General features: G+C 44.5%; 18 protein-coding genes and 1 tRNA gene. 11 read left to right on the top strand and 8 right to left on the bottom strand.

What is annotated here, in order from left to right:
- The first annotated feature begins 3 nt into the window (after positions 1–3).
- Both BST99_RS10630 and BST99_RS10625 read left to right on the top strand, forming a co-directional pair.
- Positions 4–1,062 carry a sensor histidine kinase gene (locus tag BST99_RS10630; RefSeq protein ID WP_105001786.1) on the top strand — a complete coding sequence of 353 codons (1,059 nt, stop codon included), beginning with the start codon at positions 4–6 and terminating at the stop codon, positions 1,060–1,062.
- Positions 1,059–1,814 carry a LytR/AlgR family response regulator transcription factor gene (locus BST99_RS10625; protein WP_105001785.1) on the top strand — a complete coding sequence of 252 codons (756 nt, stop codon included), beginning with the start codon at positions 1,059–1,061 and terminating at the stop codon, positions 1,812–1,814. The genes BST99_RS10630 and BST99_RS10625 overlap by 4 nt, the downstream gene beginning before the upstream one ends.
- Position 1,815: 1 nt before the next feature.
- Here BST99_RS10625 and BST99_RS10620 read toward each other — a convergent pair whose 3' ends face one another.
- Both BST99_RS10620 and BST99_RS10615 read right to left on the bottom strand, forming a co-directional pair.
- Positions 1,816–2,265 (bottom strand): GNAT family N-acetyltransferase, encoded by a 450-nt coding sequence (locus tag BST99_RS10620; RefSeq protein ID WP_105001784.1) that lies wholly within the window; start codon positions 2,263–2,265, stop codon positions 1,816–1,818.
- A 105-nt stretch (positions 2,266–2,370) separates the two neighbouring features.
- Positions 2,371–4,131: an LruC domain-containing protein gene (locus tag BST99_RS10615; RefSeq protein WP_105001783.1), complete on the bottom strand. Its 1,761-nt coding sequence runs from the start codon at positions 4,129–4,131 to the stop codon at positions 2,371–2,373.
- Between the two features lie 371 nt (positions 4,132–4,502).
- On the opposite strand from BST99_RS10615, the gene BST99_RS10610 reads away from it, so the two are divergent.
- Positions 4,503–4,916 carry a hypothetical protein gene (locus BST99_RS10610; protein WP_105001782.1) on the top strand — a complete coding sequence of 138 codons (414 nt, stop codon included), beginning with the start codon at positions 4,503–4,505 and terminating at the stop codon, positions 4,914–4,916.
- Positions 4,917–5,166: 250 nt separating this feature from the next.
- Here the strand turns inward: BST99_RS10610 and BST99_RS10605 are convergent, their stop codons facing one another.
- Positions 5,167–6,453, bottom strand: a complete 1,287-nt coding sequence (locus tag BST99_RS10605; RefSeq protein WP_105001781.1) for an erythromycin esterase family protein — start codon at positions 6,451–6,453, stop codon at positions 5,167–5,169.
- Between the two features lie 94 nt (positions 6,454–6,547).
- On the opposite strand from BST99_RS10605, the gene BST99_RS10600 reads away from it, so the two are divergent.
- Entirely contained in the window at positions 6,548–7,162 is a 615-nt protein-coding gene (locus BST99_RS10600) for a uracil-DNA glycosylase (protein ID WP_105001780.1), read from the top strand.
- Positions 7,163–7,176: 14 nt separating this feature from the next.
- On the opposite strand, the gene BST99_RS10595 is transcribed toward BST99_RS10600, so the two are convergent.
- The gene (locus BST99_RS10595; protein ID WP_105001779.1) at positions 7,177–7,506 is read right to left on the bottom strand and encodes a hypothetical protein; all 330 of its coding nucleotides are present in this window, start codon (positions 7,504–7,506) and stop codon (positions 7,177–7,179) included.
- Positions 7,507–7,615: 109 nt separating this feature from the next.
- On the opposite strand from BST99_RS10595, the gene BST99_RS10590 reads away from it, so the two are divergent.
- The 3 genes from BST99_RS10590 to BST99_RS10580 all read left to right on the top strand — a co-directional run bounded on the left by BST99_RS10590 (position 7,616) and on the right by BST99_RS10580 (position 12,684).
- Entirely contained in the window at positions 7,616–10,837 is a 3,222-nt protein-coding gene (locus BST99_RS10590) for a S41 family peptidase (protein ID WP_105001778.1), read from the top strand.
- Between the two features lie 141 nt (positions 10,838–10,978).
- The gene (locus BST99_RS10585; protein WP_105001777.1) at positions 10,979–11,809 is read left to right on the top strand and encodes a hypothetical protein; all 831 of its coding nucleotides are present in this window, start codon (positions 10,979–10,981) and stop codon (positions 11,807–11,809) included.
- Positions 11,810–11,865: 56 nt separating this feature from the next.
- Positions 11,866–12,684, top strand: a complete 819-nt coding sequence (locus BST99_RS10580; protein WP_245916243.1) for a cobalamin-binding protein — start codon at positions 11,866–11,868, stop codon at positions 12,682–12,684.
- 102 nt (positions 12,685–12,786) lie between these two features.
- On the opposite strand, the gene BST99_RS14700 is transcribed toward BST99_RS10580, so the two are convergent.
- Together BST99_RS14700 and BST99_RS14695 are read right to left on the bottom strand one after the other, a co-directional pair.
- Entirely contained in the window at positions 12,787–13,104 is a 318-nt protein-coding gene (locus BST99_RS14700) for a sterol desaturase family protein (protein ID WP_245916242.1), read from the bottom strand.
- A complete protein-coding gene (locus BST99_RS14695; protein WP_245916241.1) occupies positions 13,068–13,481 on the bottom strand; it encodes a hypothetical protein in 414 nt (137 codons plus the stop codon). Before BST99_RS14695 ends, BST99_RS14700 begins: the two co-directional genes overlap by 37 nt.
- Before the next feature lie 54 nt (positions 13,482–13,535).
- Here BST99_RS14695 and BST99_RS10570 point away from each other — a divergent pair, with 54 nt between their 5' ends.
- From BST99_RS10570 to BST99_RS10555, 4 genes are all read left to right on the top strand, one after another.
- Positions 13,536–14,651 (top strand): acyltransferase family protein, encoded by a 1,116-nt coding sequence (locus BST99_RS10570; protein ID WP_105001775.1) that lies wholly within the window; start codon positions 13,536–13,538, stop codon positions 14,649–14,651.
- A gap of 139 nt (positions 14,652–14,790) precedes the next feature.
- Positions 14,791–15,273, top strand: a complete 483-nt coding sequence (locus tag BST99_RS10565) for a nucleoside hydrolase (protein WP_105001774.1) — start codon at positions 14,791–14,793, stop codon at positions 15,271–15,273.
- A gap of 74 nt (positions 15,274–15,347) precedes the next feature.
- Positions 15,348–16,076: a nitroreductase family protein gene (locus BST99_RS10560; RefSeq protein ID WP_105001773.1), complete on the top strand. Its 729-nt coding sequence runs from the start codon at positions 15,348–15,350 to the stop codon at positions 16,074–16,076.
- Between the two features lie 168 nt (positions 16,077–16,244).
- Complete coding sequence (locus BST99_RS10555; protein WP_245916240.1) at positions 16,245–16,652, top strand: hypothetical protein; 408 nt, start codon at positions 16,245–16,247, stop codon at positions 16,650–16,652.
- A 24-nt stretch (positions 16,653–16,676) separates the two neighbouring features.
- Here BST99_RS10555 and BST99_RS10550 read toward each other — a convergent pair whose 3' ends face one another.
- A complete protein-coding gene (locus tag BST99_RS10550) occupies positions 16,677–17,150 on the bottom strand; it encodes a cupin domain-containing protein (RefSeq protein ID WP_105001771.1) in 474 nt (157 codons plus the stop codon).
- A 70-nt stretch (positions 17,151–17,220) separates the two neighbouring features.
- Positions 17,221–17,294, bottom strand: a tRNA-Asn gene (locus BST99_RS10545).
- Positions 17,295–17,341: the final 47 nt, after the last annotated feature.

The raw sequence follows: 17,341 nt of genomic DNA, 5'->3' as shown, positions 1-17,341 counted from the left end.
AAGATGTTGCTGAACAGACAGAAACGAATTCAATACCTGGGGTTTGATGACTTGCGCTTTATGATCGTGGGTATTCTGATCCTGAGTTTTGTGACGGATTTTTTGTTCAGCAACTCTTTTCTCAGATATCCCTTTAGATGGGCGGTGTTGATTTGGAGTATCTCCTTATTCTTCGCAACCATGGATTGGATTATTCTTCGGTTGGTCTTGATTCGATTGCGCAAACGCTTTCCGAATATGAAAGACGATGTCAAGAGGATTACTCTGTTCTTTTTGTCTATCGTGGTTACTGTATTGACAGTTGATTATATTGGAGGTACTACCATTGAAGCATTACTGGGAGAAAATTTCAATTATTCCAGCAACTACAAGGTGCAAATCCCTGTCATTTTGATCAGTACTATGACCATGGCGATTTACGAAGCGGTTTTTTACTACCTACGCCTAAAAAAGTCCATTGTCAGGGAGGAAGAAAGCAAGCGCGCCGCGGTACAAGCCCAGTTGGATGCGTTACGAAATCAATCACAGCCTCATTTCTTCTTCAATAGCCTCAATACATTGCGGGATATCATAGACCACAACACCAAGGCAGAAGCCAAGACCTTCGTCAATAAATTGGCCGAAGTCTATCGCTTTGTATTGCAAACCGGAAAACAAAACCTGATCCCCCTGGAAGACGAGATTGAATTTGCTAAAGCCTATGTGCATATTCAGCAGGAACGCTTTGGGGATAACCTGAAATTGGACTGGGGAGAGGGGAAGCAAAAAGGGCAGTTGGTGGTGCCGACCAGTATTCAATTGCTCATCGAAAATGCGATCAAGCACAATGTAGTATCCAAATCAAAACCCCTGGTCGTTCGGGTGCTTGTAGAGGAGAATACCCTGGTAGTCGAGAATAAAATTCAACCCAAATCCACCCAGATTTCTTCCACCAAACTCGGCTTAAAGAATTTGCGGCAACGCTATAATTTATTAGGGGATCGAGGGGTTTTAATCACGGATCAAGAGGGTGTGTTTCGCGTAGAAGTCCCCTTGCTTTCATCAACAAAAGAAACGCCATGAAAGTACTCATTGTAGAGGACGAAATTCGTGCGGCTAGCCAGTTACAAGGCTTGCTAAAGGAGGTTGGTTTTTCCTATGAGCTCCTGGGTATTTTAGATACGGTCGAAGATGCAGTTTCCTGGTTTAAATCCAACGCGCAGCCTGATTTGGTCTTTATGGATGTTCAATTGGCCGACGGGATCAGCTTCGAAATCTTTGGAGCGATTCAAACCGAGGCGCCGATCATTTTCACCACCGCTTTTGATGAGTACGCTTTGCGGGCTTTTAAAGTCAACAGCGTGGATTATTTGCTGAAACCGGTCAAAAAAGAAGAGCTGAAGGCGGCCATCGATAAATTCGAAAAGGCCAAACCCCGGGAACTTCAACCAGATCAAAGTGTCTTGCAGGAATTATTGAAAAGCCTGCAATCGCCTCAGAAGCGAAAAGGAATATTGGCCAGGGAAGGCAAAAGCATGGTACAAGTAGGCGTTGATGAACTGCTCTATGCCTATTCCGAAGAGGGTATTACCTTTGGAATGACTGCTGATCGTCGATTCATTATTGACGAGACTATTGAAGAATTTTTCGCCAGCCTTTCCCCTACCGATTTTTATCAAATTAACAGAGGGCAGCTGGTAGCACGGGATGCGATATTAAAGATTCATCCCTACTTCAATAACCGACTTCTTTTGGAAATGAAAAACGGAAAAGACCATGAATTTCTGGTGAGTCGCCCCCGTTCGGCTGACTTCAGAAAGTGGCTAAATCAATAAATCACAATTGGATTTCGTAAATGTGGGATGTTTCTTCCCAGGGGTGGTAACCATTACCGATATAGGTGAACCCCATCTTTTCATAGAGTCCTACATGAGAAGTCGAGAGGTAGAGGTGACTAAACCCAAAGGACTTGGTATCGGCCTTGGCTCTTTCAATTAGCAGCTCGCTTAGTCGCCGACCCCGGTATTCTTCTTCTACGAATAGAGCGCATAACCAAGGGTACAGATCACCCCGACTAATGAAGTCGTTGGTGATTAGCCCTGCGCAGCCAATGGTCTTGCCGTCTTCTTCGAGCAGGTACCACTGGGGCAGATCATTCCTGGCCCCAACCGCATTTCGCAAGCAGTTATCATAAATTTCAGGAAGAACGCTGGGCCATTTGGCTTGAAAGTACGCAATGGTCTTTTCGAGGTATTCTGGCTGTTCGCGAAGAGAAATGATGTTCATAAGGCAAAAATCGGTTATTCAGGTGAAGTAAATTGCGCAAATAAAAAGCGGCCAGAGTTCTATTACCCTGGCCGTTTCCTGAAAAATCAACATTAATTAACTATTCTACTGAATAATCTTATTTGTAACTCTGTTTGGATTGTTTGAAGAGTACCAATCCAATCCAGGGGAGGTTTCTACAAATACACGGAAATCAGGGTAGGCGTCCAGAATATCAATTCCTTCTTTTGGCCATTGCCATTCAATCGGCACTACAATTCCCCACGGAAAGCCGTCGTCGGTCTTAAAGTCAATGACCGCTCCTTCATGACACCCACTTAATTCGCTATTGAAAAAGGATGATACTCCCTGAATTCCGTCGACCACATTGGGATGTACTTCTGCAGTTTCATCTCCGTCTTTAAGCATAAAGGCATCGTACATTCCATCCACTCCGGTCACTGTGCCGGAGAGCTCCAAAATGGTGTTGAAGGTTTTTTCTCTTGTATTGATTACTTCTGCGCTATTATTAGAATAATAGGATTTTAAATCTTCAAAGTAAAACAGAGTTGTCTGGTTGGTTAGGTCATGAACTCTTTCGACGTTGATAGACTCCTCATCACTGCGACTCAGAGCAGCGTTGTTGTCTATGTCATAGACTCTTAAAACTGTGTAGTTATTAAATGCACCACCGAGAGCGGGAACTTTGAAGTTGAAATCAATTTCTGTAATATCGTTATCTCCATTTTTACCTTCAACGACATTGTAGTTAAGGATGAGGTCGTTAAAATCATAGTCTCCTTGACAAGGCCATAGATCTTCAAATATTAGAGAATGATATAATCCTTGACCTTGAGGGTAATTTCTGCTAACCACATTTGGATTATTATCATCGACATCAACACCCCCATTTTCAATGGACTCATAACCATCTCCATCTTCATCAATAACGGGCGAGTAGCACGAAGGGTTACAGTTAGTATTATCTCCATTTTGAATGGCTGAGCCTCCTCCAGTGCTGTTCACGTTATCAACTCCATTACCCCCAAAAAGTTGATCTGTACTCGTATATCCTGTTATTACATCTGATCCTTTACCTCCGTATATGATAGTTTCGGCGGAAGAAGATCCGGTACCAACATCACTTCCATCTCCTAAATTAATCAGGGATGGTTTTAGAATAGATCCCATAGAGACGTTATCATTGCCTTTACCTGTATAAATGAAAATACAATCAAAGTTGTTGTTGTTGAATGTTTTAATGGTAATTCCATGGAGGTTGGACATAAAGATATAGGTTCTACTAGGGGAACTTAGATGACTTAGGGCAACAACATCAGCTTTATTGGATCCTTTTATTACCAGCACTCTTTCAAAAATCTCTACATCTCCTTTTGCTTTAGAACCATGTTCACAAAAAGTATATTCGCTCTGCATTTGCAGGGGAAGCATCTTGTTTTGAGGTGAGGCAGTAAAATCCGATTTTCGAAATACCGTTCTGATGTCGGCTTTGGAGCGATTTACTACTTTCTCTATTCCTTGATAGGTTCCTTTGATTTCGACCTCGGAGATGTGATTCGGAATTTTGAGGACCTCATTTAGTGGACGGTCTTGACTCGCAAAACCGTCGTAGATCATATTCTTGTTCCCACTTGCGCCAATTACACTGACTTGAACTTTCACATTTTCATTTGTAAAGGTGTTGTCCAAGCTTATGGCTGTTGTTGTTGAGAGTGTAGACTCGAAGGAAAATCCTGGAGGAATATCCAGTTTAGCATTAGTGAGTATCTCTTCAACAACATTTTGTTCTTCCATGTTCTCCATCTTATCAGGGACGCAAGAGAACAATAGTGCTGATGCCATAAGGCTAGAGAGTACTTTATTCATGATGATTTAATTGAAATGCAATATGTCTATTAATAGTAGTTTCTTGATATGTTGAAGAGGTGAAGGAATGATGCCTATCGGTGGATATCAAGAAACTATAGGCGAGCCAAATTCAAGGTGTGGAGGAAGGGGGCTGAGCACTTACGATTTACTGCAAGAATTCTCGATAAAATGCCGCAATTAAAATCAAGAATAATAACTGAAAATTCACTCAAACTGACATATTCGTAATATAAAGGCCAAATAAAAAGAAATAATATAATATTTATCGGCATCTGTTCTATAGTTCATAAAAGTGACTTTAATATTTTTTCATAGAGGATTTAGAATAAGTTTTCCCTCTAATTTTACTTGTCTTAAGCTGATGTACAATGATTTGTTCAGAAATTAATTCAGAAGGAAAGTACAGTACCTGGGACCCTGTTCATATCAAAGAACTGAAGGAAAATAAGATCAGTGATGACTTGGGTCATCAACTGATTTTTGAGAACGAAGGAATCGTCTTGTGGTCTATCGTACTGAAACCAGGGGAGCGCTTGCCTTTTGCAAAGCACAATAAATACTTTAGTTGGGTGTGTCGCCAAGGGGGTATGGCCATTTCGAGAAATGCCAATGGATGCATTGAGATGCTCAAATTCGAGGCTGGAGATGCGGGAATCTATGATCACTCAGAAAAGACGGGATATATCCGAGATTTGCAAAATATTGGGGAAAATACCTTAGAGCTGAAACTAATCGAGTTCAAAAAGGATAAGCACAACGGCCAATTCATCGAAACTCACTAGTCCTTATGGGTGAGCTCCAAAATCCTCTTAGAGCTTAAAAAACTGCTCAATTCTTTTTTGGTCAATACTAACGGCTTAGGCAAAGGGTTCATCCGTTTCTTGCTTGTTTTTGCTCTGCTGGCTACTGCGTAAAAGACCCCATAAAGAGGACTAAATAAGGTTTTGACTACTCAATATTCTTGAAAATCTCTTCTGTTATCGTCCTTGTAAGGGCGTTAGTGGTATAACAGAACGCTTATTTCAAAATGAATTAGCGTAACCAGGGTAAACGCGTCGGATAATTTGATTTTTCGAAGTAGATCAAACAGTCGTAAGACTGGGCGAGATTAATGTCCATGGAGGGAGCATTGTCTTCGCGGTAAGATTCAGCAATATCACGTCTAATGGGAATATTCTGGAAGAGGGGACTGCTCTTTTTTAGCTTTTTACTGCCCAAGTTTGACCGCACATCGAAGATCAAATAAGGAGAGCGATAACTGCTGAAATCCTTGGTCCAGGAGGGCGAGCGCAGGGGCTTTATCTGCCATTTTTTAAATCCGCTGGAAGAAAAGGCACCAAATTCCCCCTGATTGAAGGTGAATCCTATGGCATAGTAGTTTTTGCCAAAGACCTCATTGAGGTAGTAACCGAGTATATCGTAGTTGAAGATGACGGATTTCTTGACCACATGGCCATTGTGTGCCCACAAGGCGATGCGGCTTTCTTTCCCTAATCGATTCATGGACCAGAGGACATTTCTGGTCGAAAACTGATCGCGGAATTCCACTTTTAGGCCAAAATCATCGTGCGAAATAAAGGTCGCGTATTGCCGGGTAATTTCTGCAATTTGCAGGGCAATCTGGTAAGCCGTCTCTCCCCCTTTACTGAGGAGCTCTTCTTCTTTAGCAGCAAGAACAGTTCTCATTTGGTAAAACAGTTGCCAATATCCCAGCACCTCATTTTGATCGTGGTATTGGAAGGCAACAAGGGTTCTATCTTTTCGTAATTCGTTGACCAGGGCCAGCTCCACGGGCAAATGGGCAGTAATATAATCGGCCATCCACTTCAGGTTGTGGTTCATGGCCGTCATCTCCATACCGAAGACCTGAAAAGGTTTCTTGGCCGTTTTGTTGTGTTCGCGTAAGGCCGCTAACAGGCTTTTGAACTCTTCGGTCCGGTAGGTGAACCAGCCTGAAGAGGATACAAGTTTATCGAGATCTCCTTCCCCTTTGGTGACGAACTTATTCCACAGCAGGGCTTGGCCAAAATCAACCTCCATCACCAAGCCATCATAACCTTTTTCGATCAGCTGAAGAATAATCTCTTCTTTCAGCTCGTAGCATTCCTTAGTGAAGTGACTTACTTCGCCCAAGCCGACTATACGTATGTCGTCTGATAAGCCTTTAATGTGTTTCGCTAGAACCAGGGATTCGGTTCCCGAAAATGGTTTGATGAAGGCTTCGGATTCTTTGGTAAACTTTTGAGCGTTAAGGCTACCTAGACCTACCAGAAAGAAGAGTAGAAATGCCGAGAGGTTAAAGCGGGATTTGAGGGCCATAAATGGGATCGTAGTATTGCTTCCTGAATGTAAGGATTAAATGTTGTTGTGCTTAATAAAACTCCCTAATGCCTGTATTTAGTATATTTCTGATATGGAGAAGACGGACTCTTTTATGCGGTATTTGGCGCGTTGTAAAGCCCCGGAAAACAGCCGTCATTTATACGCTGGACGAAGCCGCGCTGTTCAAGTCCGAAAACACAACCTCAGGCAATATCTTTGCCAATTCGCAAAAAGCTCCCCTGAGGTATTGTTGGTAGGAGAAGCTCCCGGGTATCGAGGCTGCGGAACAACCGGAATTCCGTTTACCAGTGAGCGTCTTTTAGAAGAACACTCCTTTTTTAAGCAGGGTGACTATCAATTCAATTCAAAAGGAGTACCTCATTCTGAAAGTTCAGCCACCATTGTCTGGGAAGTGATCTCGTCTCTCAATACACTTCCGCTTTTGTGGAACAGCTACCCTTTTCATCCCCATCAAGTGAACGATCCCATGAGTAACCGGGCGCCTAATGAGGAAGAACTCGCTTTAGGCAAGCGTGTTTTAGTAAGATTAATGAAGACCTATTCGCCTCAAGGCGTTATTGCGATTGGCAAGAAGGCCGAAAAACAGTTACGAGCCATGAACTTGGATTTTGAAGCGGTTCGACACCCTTCTTTTGGGGGTAAAACCGATTTTCAGCAAGGCCTGATAAAACTACTGGGCAAATAGGGGTCATTACCCCTTTACAAAAGGGTAAAAATATTCAGGGCGAGAAGGCTAGTGGCCAGGGTTAAGATCAAGAGGTTCGTAAGCCAACCCAATTTTTGGGAATTCCAGATGCCGTAAACGCTGAGCAGTACTGACAAAAAAGAAAAACCGAGACTGAACAACATAATTCTGCTCTTGCTTTGCAAAAAGGCGGGAAAAAAGTCGATAAAAATAGCGACGCGTTCTGTTTGGTTTTTGCCTGCCTCAAAGGCTTGAATCCAAAGACCGAAAAACAAAACAGGCACGATTAGGCAGATCACACTGCTCCAGGTGGCTTTTTGCCATTTGGTTATTCTAGTGGCCATTCTATACATCTTAGACGAAAGTAAATCTTAAAACTTTGATAAAACAAAAAGTCACCTTCTAATCTATCCGTATTTTCAGAAGGTTAATCATCAACCTAAAAGCAACACAATGAATCTTCGCTTTGCTAACGGCCTGTTCATAGCCGTGGTACTTACCCTGAATATGAGCGCTCAAGACGCGAGCTCCATTTACCAAGACCCCGCTATTTCGCCCGACGGAAATGAAATCGCCTTCAGTTACCAAGGTGATATTTGGACGGTTAGTGCTCAGGGAGGACGAGCGCAGCGTCTAACCATACACGAAAGTTATGAAGCTCGTCCAAGGTGGAACAAAGAGGGGAGCCACTTGGTTTTCCAAGGGAATCGCCACGGAAACAACGATGTCTTTGTCATCGATAAGAATGGGCAGGATTTGGTCCGAAAGACCTTCCACTCTACAGCGGATTATGCCCCGTCCTGGGCACCGGATGGAAGCATTTACTTCAACAGTCGCCGCCTGTGGCAACAGACGGAGCGCAATGCCGAAATCTTTGTACTGGACCCCAAAGAGTCTACACCACGTAGAGCCTTGGGAGGAATGGGGTACAACCCTACAGTTAACGCCAGCGGTGACCTGATCGCCTTTGAGCGCGGATGGTGTCGTGTGGTCCGTGAGGCCTACCGGGGAGCGGCCAACCGCGATATCTGGGTGTGGAACAAAAAAAGTGACACCTATGTTCAAGTAACGGATTTTGATGGGCAGGATCATATGCCTGTTTGGGGCCAAGGGAATCGTTTGTACTTCCTTTCGGCGCGCAACGGACGCTACAACATCTACGCAATGACCATTTCTGCAGGGGCACGACCTTCTGCCGGTAATGCGGTTGCCCTTACCAATTTTACGGATGAAGGCATTCGTTCTTTCCAGGTGAATGCCAAAGGACAAATTGTCTTTACCCGAGGTGACGGTGGAATCTTCCACATGGCATCAGATAACGCCAAACCAAAGCTGGTCAACATTACAACGACTTCTGATTTCCGCTTTTACCCGGAAGAAAAAGAACGTTTTTCTTCGGGAGTGGAAGACTTTGCCGTTTCTCCAAACGAAAAGAATATTGCCTTTACCGTGCATGGCGAAATCTTCGTCACCCGTAACGACAAAGAGAAGAGCCGTACAACGCGTATCACCGATCACCCTTACCGCGATCGCTATGTGCAGTGGTTGAACGACAGCACCTTGGTGTTTGTTTCAGACCGCAGTGGGCAGGAAGAGCTTTATGCAGCCATGTCTGCTGATCCTGAGCAGTCGGATCTCTACCTCAGTATGAAGTCCAAGGTTAAAAAATTGACCTCGACTAAAGAAGGGGTTTTGTACTACGACCTTTCGCCAGATAAAAAACGCATCAGTATCGAAATTGGCCGTGGTCAGGTAGATCTTGCAGACATTGATGAAAAAGGGAAAATCAGCAACCAAAAAACTATCATTGATGGGTGGGCTGGGGTTTCTGGATTGCGATGGAGCCCGGACAGCAAGTGGTTGGCTTACTCAGCGCAAGACCTGGACTTTAACTCTGAGATCTTTATTCATAAAGCGGATGGCAGCAGCAAGCCGGTTAACGTGAGTATGCACCCCCGCAATGATTTTAGCCCGTTCTGGAGTCCTGATGGGAGTAAGCTCGGCTTTATTTCGGACCGAAACAGCATGAACAGTGATGTGTGGTTTGTTTGGTTAAAAAAAGAGGATTGGGAAAAAACCCGATTGGGTCGTGAGCTGGCCGAAGAAACCGCGTCCGATAAAAAAGGAGGCGATAAAAAGGACAAGAAAGACGCCAAGAAAAGTGGAGCCAAGCCAGTCGTCATTGATTTGGCCAACATCCACCGCCGTTTGGTTCAGGTGACCAGTGAGAACGGAAATGAAGGCAGTCTGTTGATTGGCCCAAAAGGAGATTTCTTCTACTATACTACCAACAATGGTGGACGTATCACGGGGACCGGAGACCGGGCTTTGAAGAAAATCAAATGGGATGGAAGCGATGCCAGTGTTCTCTCCGGAAATTTCCGCTCTTTTGGACTGGAATGGGATAAGAAGGGATCAAAAATCTACAACGTTTCTCGAGGGCGTTTGTCCGTCTTCAATACCGGTAGTAAGAAGAGTGAAGCTCGTCCATTTGCCGCTTCGATGACGATTGATAAGATCAGCGAGCGCGAGCAAATTATGAACGAGGTGTGGAGAGCCCTCAATGCCGGATTCTACGATCCCAACTTCCACGGACAAGATTGGGAGCAATTGCGTAAGAAATACCGTGAGCGCATTCTCAAGGCCAGTACAGCGCAAGACTTTAGAGCCATGGTCAACGAAATGCTTGGGCAACTCAACGCTAGTCATATGGGGCTCTACGGATCCAACCCGGAAGAAACCCAAGCCGACCGCACCGGATACCTTGGAGTAGAAGTGCAGCCGGAGCGTGGAGGTGTTGTGATCACGCGTAAAATCGGACAGGCACCGGCAGATCGCAAAGAAAGTATGCTGCGTGTCGGAGATAAAATCACAGCCGTTAACGGTCAAAAAGTAGATGCCACGGTCAACTTCTGGAAGTTAATGGACGAAACCCGCAATGATTTGGTTTCATTGGAGGTCGAAAGCCGTACAGGCAAGCGCGAGGTTATTATTGAGCCTGCAGCCAGCTTGGGCAGTGCGATTTACGAAGACTGGGTGGAAGAAAGACGCCGACTGACGGATCAATACTCCAACGGCCAATTGGGTTACATCCACATCCGTGGAATGAACTGGCCAAGTTTTGAGGTCTTTGAGCGCGAACTTACCGCAAGCGCTTATGGTAAAAAGGGATTGATCATCGATGTACGTAACAATGGGGGTGGCTGGACCACCGATATGGTGATGGCTGTATTGAATACACGTCAACACTCCTACACCGTGCCTCGGGGAGCAACCGATAATTTGAAAAATCACGGTCAGTTCAAGAATAATTATCCATTCGGGGAGCGTTTGCCTTTCCCAGTGGTGAAGGTGCCTACCATTGCCATGTGTAATGAGGGTAGCTACTCAAATGCAGAAATCTTTTCGCACGCCTACAAGGCCCTGGGCCATGGAAAATTGGTTGGTACGCCGACTTTTGGCGCGGTGATTTCTACGGGAGGCCAGGGCTTAATCGACGGTTCCTTTGTTCGTATGCCTTTTAGAGGTTGGTTTGTCAAGGAGTCTGGTATGAACATGGAGAACAACCCGGCCACACCGGATATCATTGTGGAGATGCTTCCTGATTCCAAAGCGAAGAAGAGTGACCCCCAATTGAAAAGAGCAGTGGATGAATTACTCATTGATTTAAAATAAGTTCAAAAAAGGGTCGGTTTTCCGGCCCTTTTTTATTTGTTAATGGACTAAATTCAACTGTTTTTGCGTTAGCCATGTAGATCGCGCAATTCAATCCAAAACCTATAGAAAAGAACTACTTCACGCAAATGCTTAATCGGAATGAAGTATTCTCTTTTTGGGGCCTTGATGGCCTTGAGTTTTGGACTCTACGCCCAGCGCAACTACACCGCCAATGATCATGTTCGTTACACCATTGATGAGGTGGGGGACGAATACCAAATTCAATACACGTTTAAGGATCACCGCAATGCGCTCTGTCGTATCAGCTGGAAGCTGGACAAGGCCCAAACGGATAAGGATATCGCCGTATTTGGCATTCCCAAATCCATGTTTGAACCCTATGCGGATCGACCGGAGGTGCGGGCTCGACGCCACCGAATAATGGCCAGAGGGCTCTTTAAGGTCGAAAAGAATACGGTCATGGTCGACAAAAGCGCAATGATCAATACTTACCGGGAATACACCCAGGTCTTGGCCGAGTGGATGATTGATTATCTGAGGACTTATTACGTCGATAACCGCATGAACCGCATCCGATTGGCTATGGCTTTTGTGCAGGACATTCCCTATGCCATTCCCAACGATATTGATCCTAACTGGTACTACGGAGGGGTCATTTCTACGCCCAATATCCTGACCTGTGGTTTTGGCGATTGCGATACCAAAGCCATTTTGTTTGCCGGGATCCTGTGTCATTTGATTAACCCAGGAGACATTCGTTTTGCGGGCGAACCAGGCCATATGTATACTCTTATTAAGGCTAGCCCAAATGATTTTACCACAGACGATAAAATCGCTTATTACCAGCTACCCGACGGCATGTATTTTGTCGCCGAAACCGCCGGTCCGGGGCGTCTGGACTTTGGAGAGGAAGGCAATCTGGAGTACAGCTATGCAACCGTGGAAAGGGTTTATTTTGAAAGAGAGTAAGGAAATAACGTATTTTCCTCTGTGCTTCCAGCGCTTCAATGTAAATTCGGGAGCGGTTGAGCCCTTACACGAAGTACCTCATGTCGTATTACCCAAAGCGCATTGTCTGCTTAACAGAAGAAACCACGGAACTCCTCTATTTATTGGGGGAGGAAGACCGAATAGTTGGAATCTCGGGCTTCACAGTTCGGCCGAAGCAGGCGCGTAAAGAGAAGCCAGTTATTTCTACTTTTCTGGACGCACAGATCGATGATATCATCGCACTGAAGCCGGATTTGGTTATCGGATTTTCAGATATTCAGTCCCAGATCGCCCAGGAACTTATCGCGAAAGGAGTCACTGTATGGGTCAATAACCACCGCAGTGTGGAAGAGATTTTTGCTTTTATGGTGCAGCTGGGAACCCTTGTGGGTAAAGGCTCTGAAGCCCAACAGCTGGTTCAGGATATTCAACAGAATGTCAAACGCATCCAGCAAGAAACAAAGACTTGGAAGGCCAAACCCCTCGTCTACTTTGAAGAGTGGTACGATCCTTTAATTACCGGAATTTTATGGGTGACTGAATTGATTGAGCTCGCTGGAGGAGTCTATGCGTTCCCAGAGCATACCGCCGGTTCCCTGGCCAAGGACCGTATCTTGGCTGATGCTCAGGCCGTGGTTCAAAAAAACCCAGACATCATTTTAGCTTCCTGGTGCGGAAAGATGTTCAAGAAGAAAAAAATGCTTGAACGGCCCGATTGGAATAAAATCACGGCAGTGAAAAAAGATGCGATTTACGAAATTAAATCCGAGATCATCTTGCAGCCCGGTCCCGCTTCCGTTATAGAGGGTCTGCCCTTACTGCATCAGATTTTTTCGGTTTGGGCGAAGAGCTAAAGAAGTTTCTGTTTGACCTTTAAACTACTCCCGTCTGGGCTTCAGCCGGGCTCACCAAAGACGTACATATAGGCTTCGAACCAATTTTTGGAAGATTTGACATCATCGATGATGTACCTGATGCTTGGTATGGGAACTGGTGAATTTCACCAGATAGCCCGATTTAGGCACATATTTATTATGGAGTTGAAACTGCCATAAAGATTCGATTCCCATGCAGATCAGCACCATTTCGGGTTTAAAACCCAAAGCTGGAATCCACATGTAGAAGAGGGGTTTATAGAAAAGGGTAAACCATCCATTGCGGACGCCTGTTCCATAGTTGAAATGATCAGAGGAGTGATAAACGATATGAGCGGCCCACAAAAACCGAATCGTGTGATTCAGGCGATGGAACCAATAGTAAATAAAGTCATCCAATAAAAGGCAGGCAATCCAAGCGTACCATTGCCATTGAAACGACTCATAGCTGAGGAGGTATTGCGTACCCCATTGGTAAGCGGGTTAAAAAACTCATAGGCCAAAAAAAAGAGGGAGGTGGTGACGATGGCCTTTATCATAGGAGCCATTAAGATGGTTCCAATCCCAAAGGTGCTACTGGCCACCAAGTCTTTTACATTATAGACATTCCGCTTTTTGTGATTGGTGATAAAGTACTCCAGAAGGATAAAAGCGAAGAAAAAAGAAAATACGATAAAGAGGGTTCGAAGATATTCGGCTAGCATAAACAGGATTGGGTATCGGCGAGAAGGTAGGTTTTCTTTTTGCAACCCAATCTTTTTATTCCAGCAATTCATTTTCTTTATACCACTAATAGGTACCTTAATCTTCAGGTTTAAACGGCTAATCCATTGGGTAAGAGTAATTCTTCCTTGCGTTCACGTTGGACGGCTCTCGATATCGTCCGGGGCTTGACCATCGCCTTGATGATTTTGGTCAACCATCCTGGGGATTGGGGGAACCTCTACGCGCCTTTGGCACATGCCGAATGGCATGGAGCGACACCAACGGATTTTATCTTTCCGTTCTTCCTTTTTATCGTGGGGGTTTCTATTGTTTTGGCTTTTAGTCGTGTATTGGCCAAAGGCGTACCTGCGAAAAGTCTTTACCCTAAAATTGGGAAGCGTACCTTCTTGCTTTTCGTGTTTGGAGTCGGTATGGGACTCATGATCCACCTGCTCTTTGGCCCTGACTTCCGTTGGGTAGGTGTTTTGCAACGTATAGCGGTCGTGTACCTGGTTTGCAGTATTCTATTTTTAAACACGAGCTGGAAAACCCAGCTCATCACTTGTGTCGTTCTTTTAGTCGGTTATTGGCTCTTTTTGGGTTTTGTTCCTGTACCCGGTACGGGTTCTACAGGATTTGCCTGGGAAGACAACTGGGCGTCTTGGTTTGATCGTCAATACCTTCCTGGGGCCTTGTATCAGAAGGTTCATGATCCTGAAGGTCTCCTGAGCACCTTGCCGGCTATTGGAACCGGTATAAGCGGTATGCTCGCCGGTCACCTTTATTTGCATCTCCATGACCACCACAAATTACTTCGGTATTTCGCTGGAGTCGGATTGGGATTAGTGGCCTTGGGTTTACTTTGGGATTTGCATTTTCCGTTCAATAAGAATCTTTGGTCGAGTTCTTATGTGGTCTATACCTCAGGTTGGGCCATGCTCTTTTTAGCGGGAGTAACCTGGCTGGTTGATATAAGAGGATGGAAGTGGGGAGTCAGGCCCTGCCTCGTTTTTGGGGCGAATGCCATTACCGTTTATCTCTTGGCGTTTGTCTTGACTTTTCCGTTCGCTTTGCCTTTGTTTGGAGCGGAGCATTCTATTCAGGGATGGGTGTTGGGAGAATTGAGAAACTTGCCGCTGAATCCCAAGCAAGTGTCCTTGTTGTGGGCTGTGCTATACCTAGCGATCTGTTATATTCCTATGGACATTCTCTACCGCAAGCGGATCTTTTTCAAGGTCTAATAGACCAAACCGCGTATGACCAAATAGCCGATAGCGATGACGGCCACAAACTTCCAGTATTTCTTGAACATGGATTCTGTCCACTTGTTATGTTCCAACATTGGATAGTTTTTAGGATATTGAAGATAAAGATTTCAAAATGAAGTTGTTCAAAACCGTTTTACTGATCAGTTTTTTGGCGCTTTCCACTGATGTTTTGGCCCAGGTCAAGATGATTTTTGGTGATGATTTTGGTAGAGGTGCGAACGATTCAGGAGCTTTTATGCTCAATCATTTTCAAATCCGTGGAGAACTGGAGTTGTTGACCTATAACCTAAAACACTATGCCAATGTACGATCAGTACCGGATGCGACTCGGCTCTACTCAGAACTGCTATCTAAAACGGAAAATCACTCTATGGTAGTGGTAGCTGTAGGTCCTCTTTTCAATATCCGGGACTTACTCAAGTCCCAAACAGACTCTTATTTCAACTTAAATGGCATGGTGCTCGTACGCCAGAAAGTTAAGGAGATTGCCATTATGGGAAGAAACTTTCCGAACAGTCAGTACGAAAGGAATTTTAATGGAAATATGCTGGTAACCTTTCTGCTAATTGAAATGCTCTTACGAGAAAATAAATGAGAACAGAAGAATATCTTCTGTTTAGAATTAAATTAAGCAGGTAGTCCTGCCCAAACAAAAGAAGACCAATTGAAATGAATCTATCTGAAATACTTCACCACCGCCGATCGGTGCGTGTTTTTGACAAGCAAAAGCCCCTGGATACCGAGAAGGTACGGGAGTGTATTGAGCTTTCCACCTTAGCCCCCAACAGTTCCAATATGCAACTTTGGGAGTTTTATCACATCACCGACCCTGAGCTCAAAGAAAAAGTTTCTCATGCTTGCTTAAAGCAGAGTGCAACTTCCACTGCAGACCAGATGGTTGTTTTTGTAACCCGCCAGGACCTCTACAAAGAGCGCGCAAAGGGGATTCTGGCCTTTGAAAGGGAGAACATCAAAAAATACAGTCCGGAAGAAAGACACGCCAAACGGATTAAGCAAAGGGAGATGTATTACGGTCGCATTATGCCTTTTTTATACAGTCGCTTTTTTGGACTTCTGGGATTCTTCCGTGTACTCATGACCCAAACCACGGGGCTATTCAGAACCATTGTGCGGCAGGTCTCAGAAAACGACATGAAAGTGGTTATCCATAAATCAACGGCCCTAGCTGCTCAGACCTTTATGATTGCCATGGCCAATGAGGGTTACGACACCTGTCCTTTAGAAGGCTTCGACAGTAAAGTCTTGAAAAAGGCATTAAAACTCCCCCGTCGCGCCGAAATCAATATGGTTATTGCCTGTGGTGTCCGCGACGGGAACAAAGGCATCTGGGGAGAGCGGTACCGTGTGCCATTTGAAAAAGTATACCGTAAATTGTAGATCAAGTTTGTTTTAATGTGTCGATATGCAATGACCTCCTATAAACCCCACTTCGCTTGTTTTGAGTGCAGGAAGTCATTTAAGCGAAGGCTCCTCCGCGATATTAATCGATCGCAGGCAGATTCATTAGAAAAAGTTCCCGCTAAGTGTCCGGAATGCAGTGAACTAATGGCTGATATGGGAATGGACTTTAAGGCTCCTAAGAAGTCCGATTTACAAGCATGGAAACACCTCAAAAACCTTTATCAAGTAGGGATTGCGTTTCATTCTTGTGGATGCACTGGACCTGGGTATGTCCCTAGAGATAATGCAGAATTAATCGCGCACTTTCAGGAAATCAAGCAGAACTACCTCGAAAATCAACGGTTCTGGGCCAGAAGAGGAAAAGATCCTATTGGCGAAAGTGAGGTAGCCAAAGACCGGCATAAAAATTTTGGCTTTCTCTACAGTATTCCGAAGAAACTAAAAGGCGGAACACGAAAAGCCCCTCAATACGATGCACTTCAAGCACAGGTTTATTGGAGTGATCGAGTAAAAGAGGTGGAAGAGAAAATTGCTTTTATTCGAAATACCTAGATTGTCAACTCTATGTGATTGACTTCACTCTTTCAACTTCTCCGCTACCTGATCATAATCCTCCTGACTGAGAACTTCCGTCCAGGTAGTCGGTGTTGTACCTCCGTATATCGCTAAATAGGTTACATCACTTTCCTTAGAAGAAGAATGCCAGTGTTCGGTTTCTTTATCACACTTAATGATATCGCCTTCTTTCATCCTAACCGGTTCTTTGCCTCTTTCCTGGTAATAACCTTCTCCCTCTACGACAATCAGAACCTGTGGTGAGGTGTGTTTGTGCCAGTCCAAGGTGGAATTGGCTTTGAAGGTGGCTTTGGTGATATTGTAATCTAATCCGTCTTCAGCGGTGAGTAAGCGTTTTAACCAGGCTTCGCCTAAGTAATGCGTATTAGGAGCTTTTGCGCCTTCATCCAAATAAGAAGAAATTGAATAATCAGCAGTCTGTCCATAGATACAGAAAGGTAAAAAGAGGAAAATGAAAATATTCAAATAGTGCATGATCTGGATTTTGATTGAATTTAAGACAAAAAAAAGCGGCTTTACTATTACAGTATAACCGCTTATGTTGCTCCCCCTCTTGGACTCGAACCAAGGACCCTCTGATTAACAGTCAGATGCTCTAACCAACTGAGCTAAGGAGGAATATGTCATTAATTCTGCTGTGATGGAAGACTTGTAATTGTAGCCTT

This window comes from Aureicoccus marinus (assembly GCF_002954325.1).
GTDB classification, from domain to species: domain Bacteria; phylum Bacteroidota; class Bacteroidia; order Flavobacteriales; family Flavobacteriaceae; genus Aureicoccus; species Aureicoccus marinus.
The sequence above is the reverse complement of the archived record's forward strand: the minus strand, read 5'-3'. Positions and strand labels throughout refer to the sequence as shown.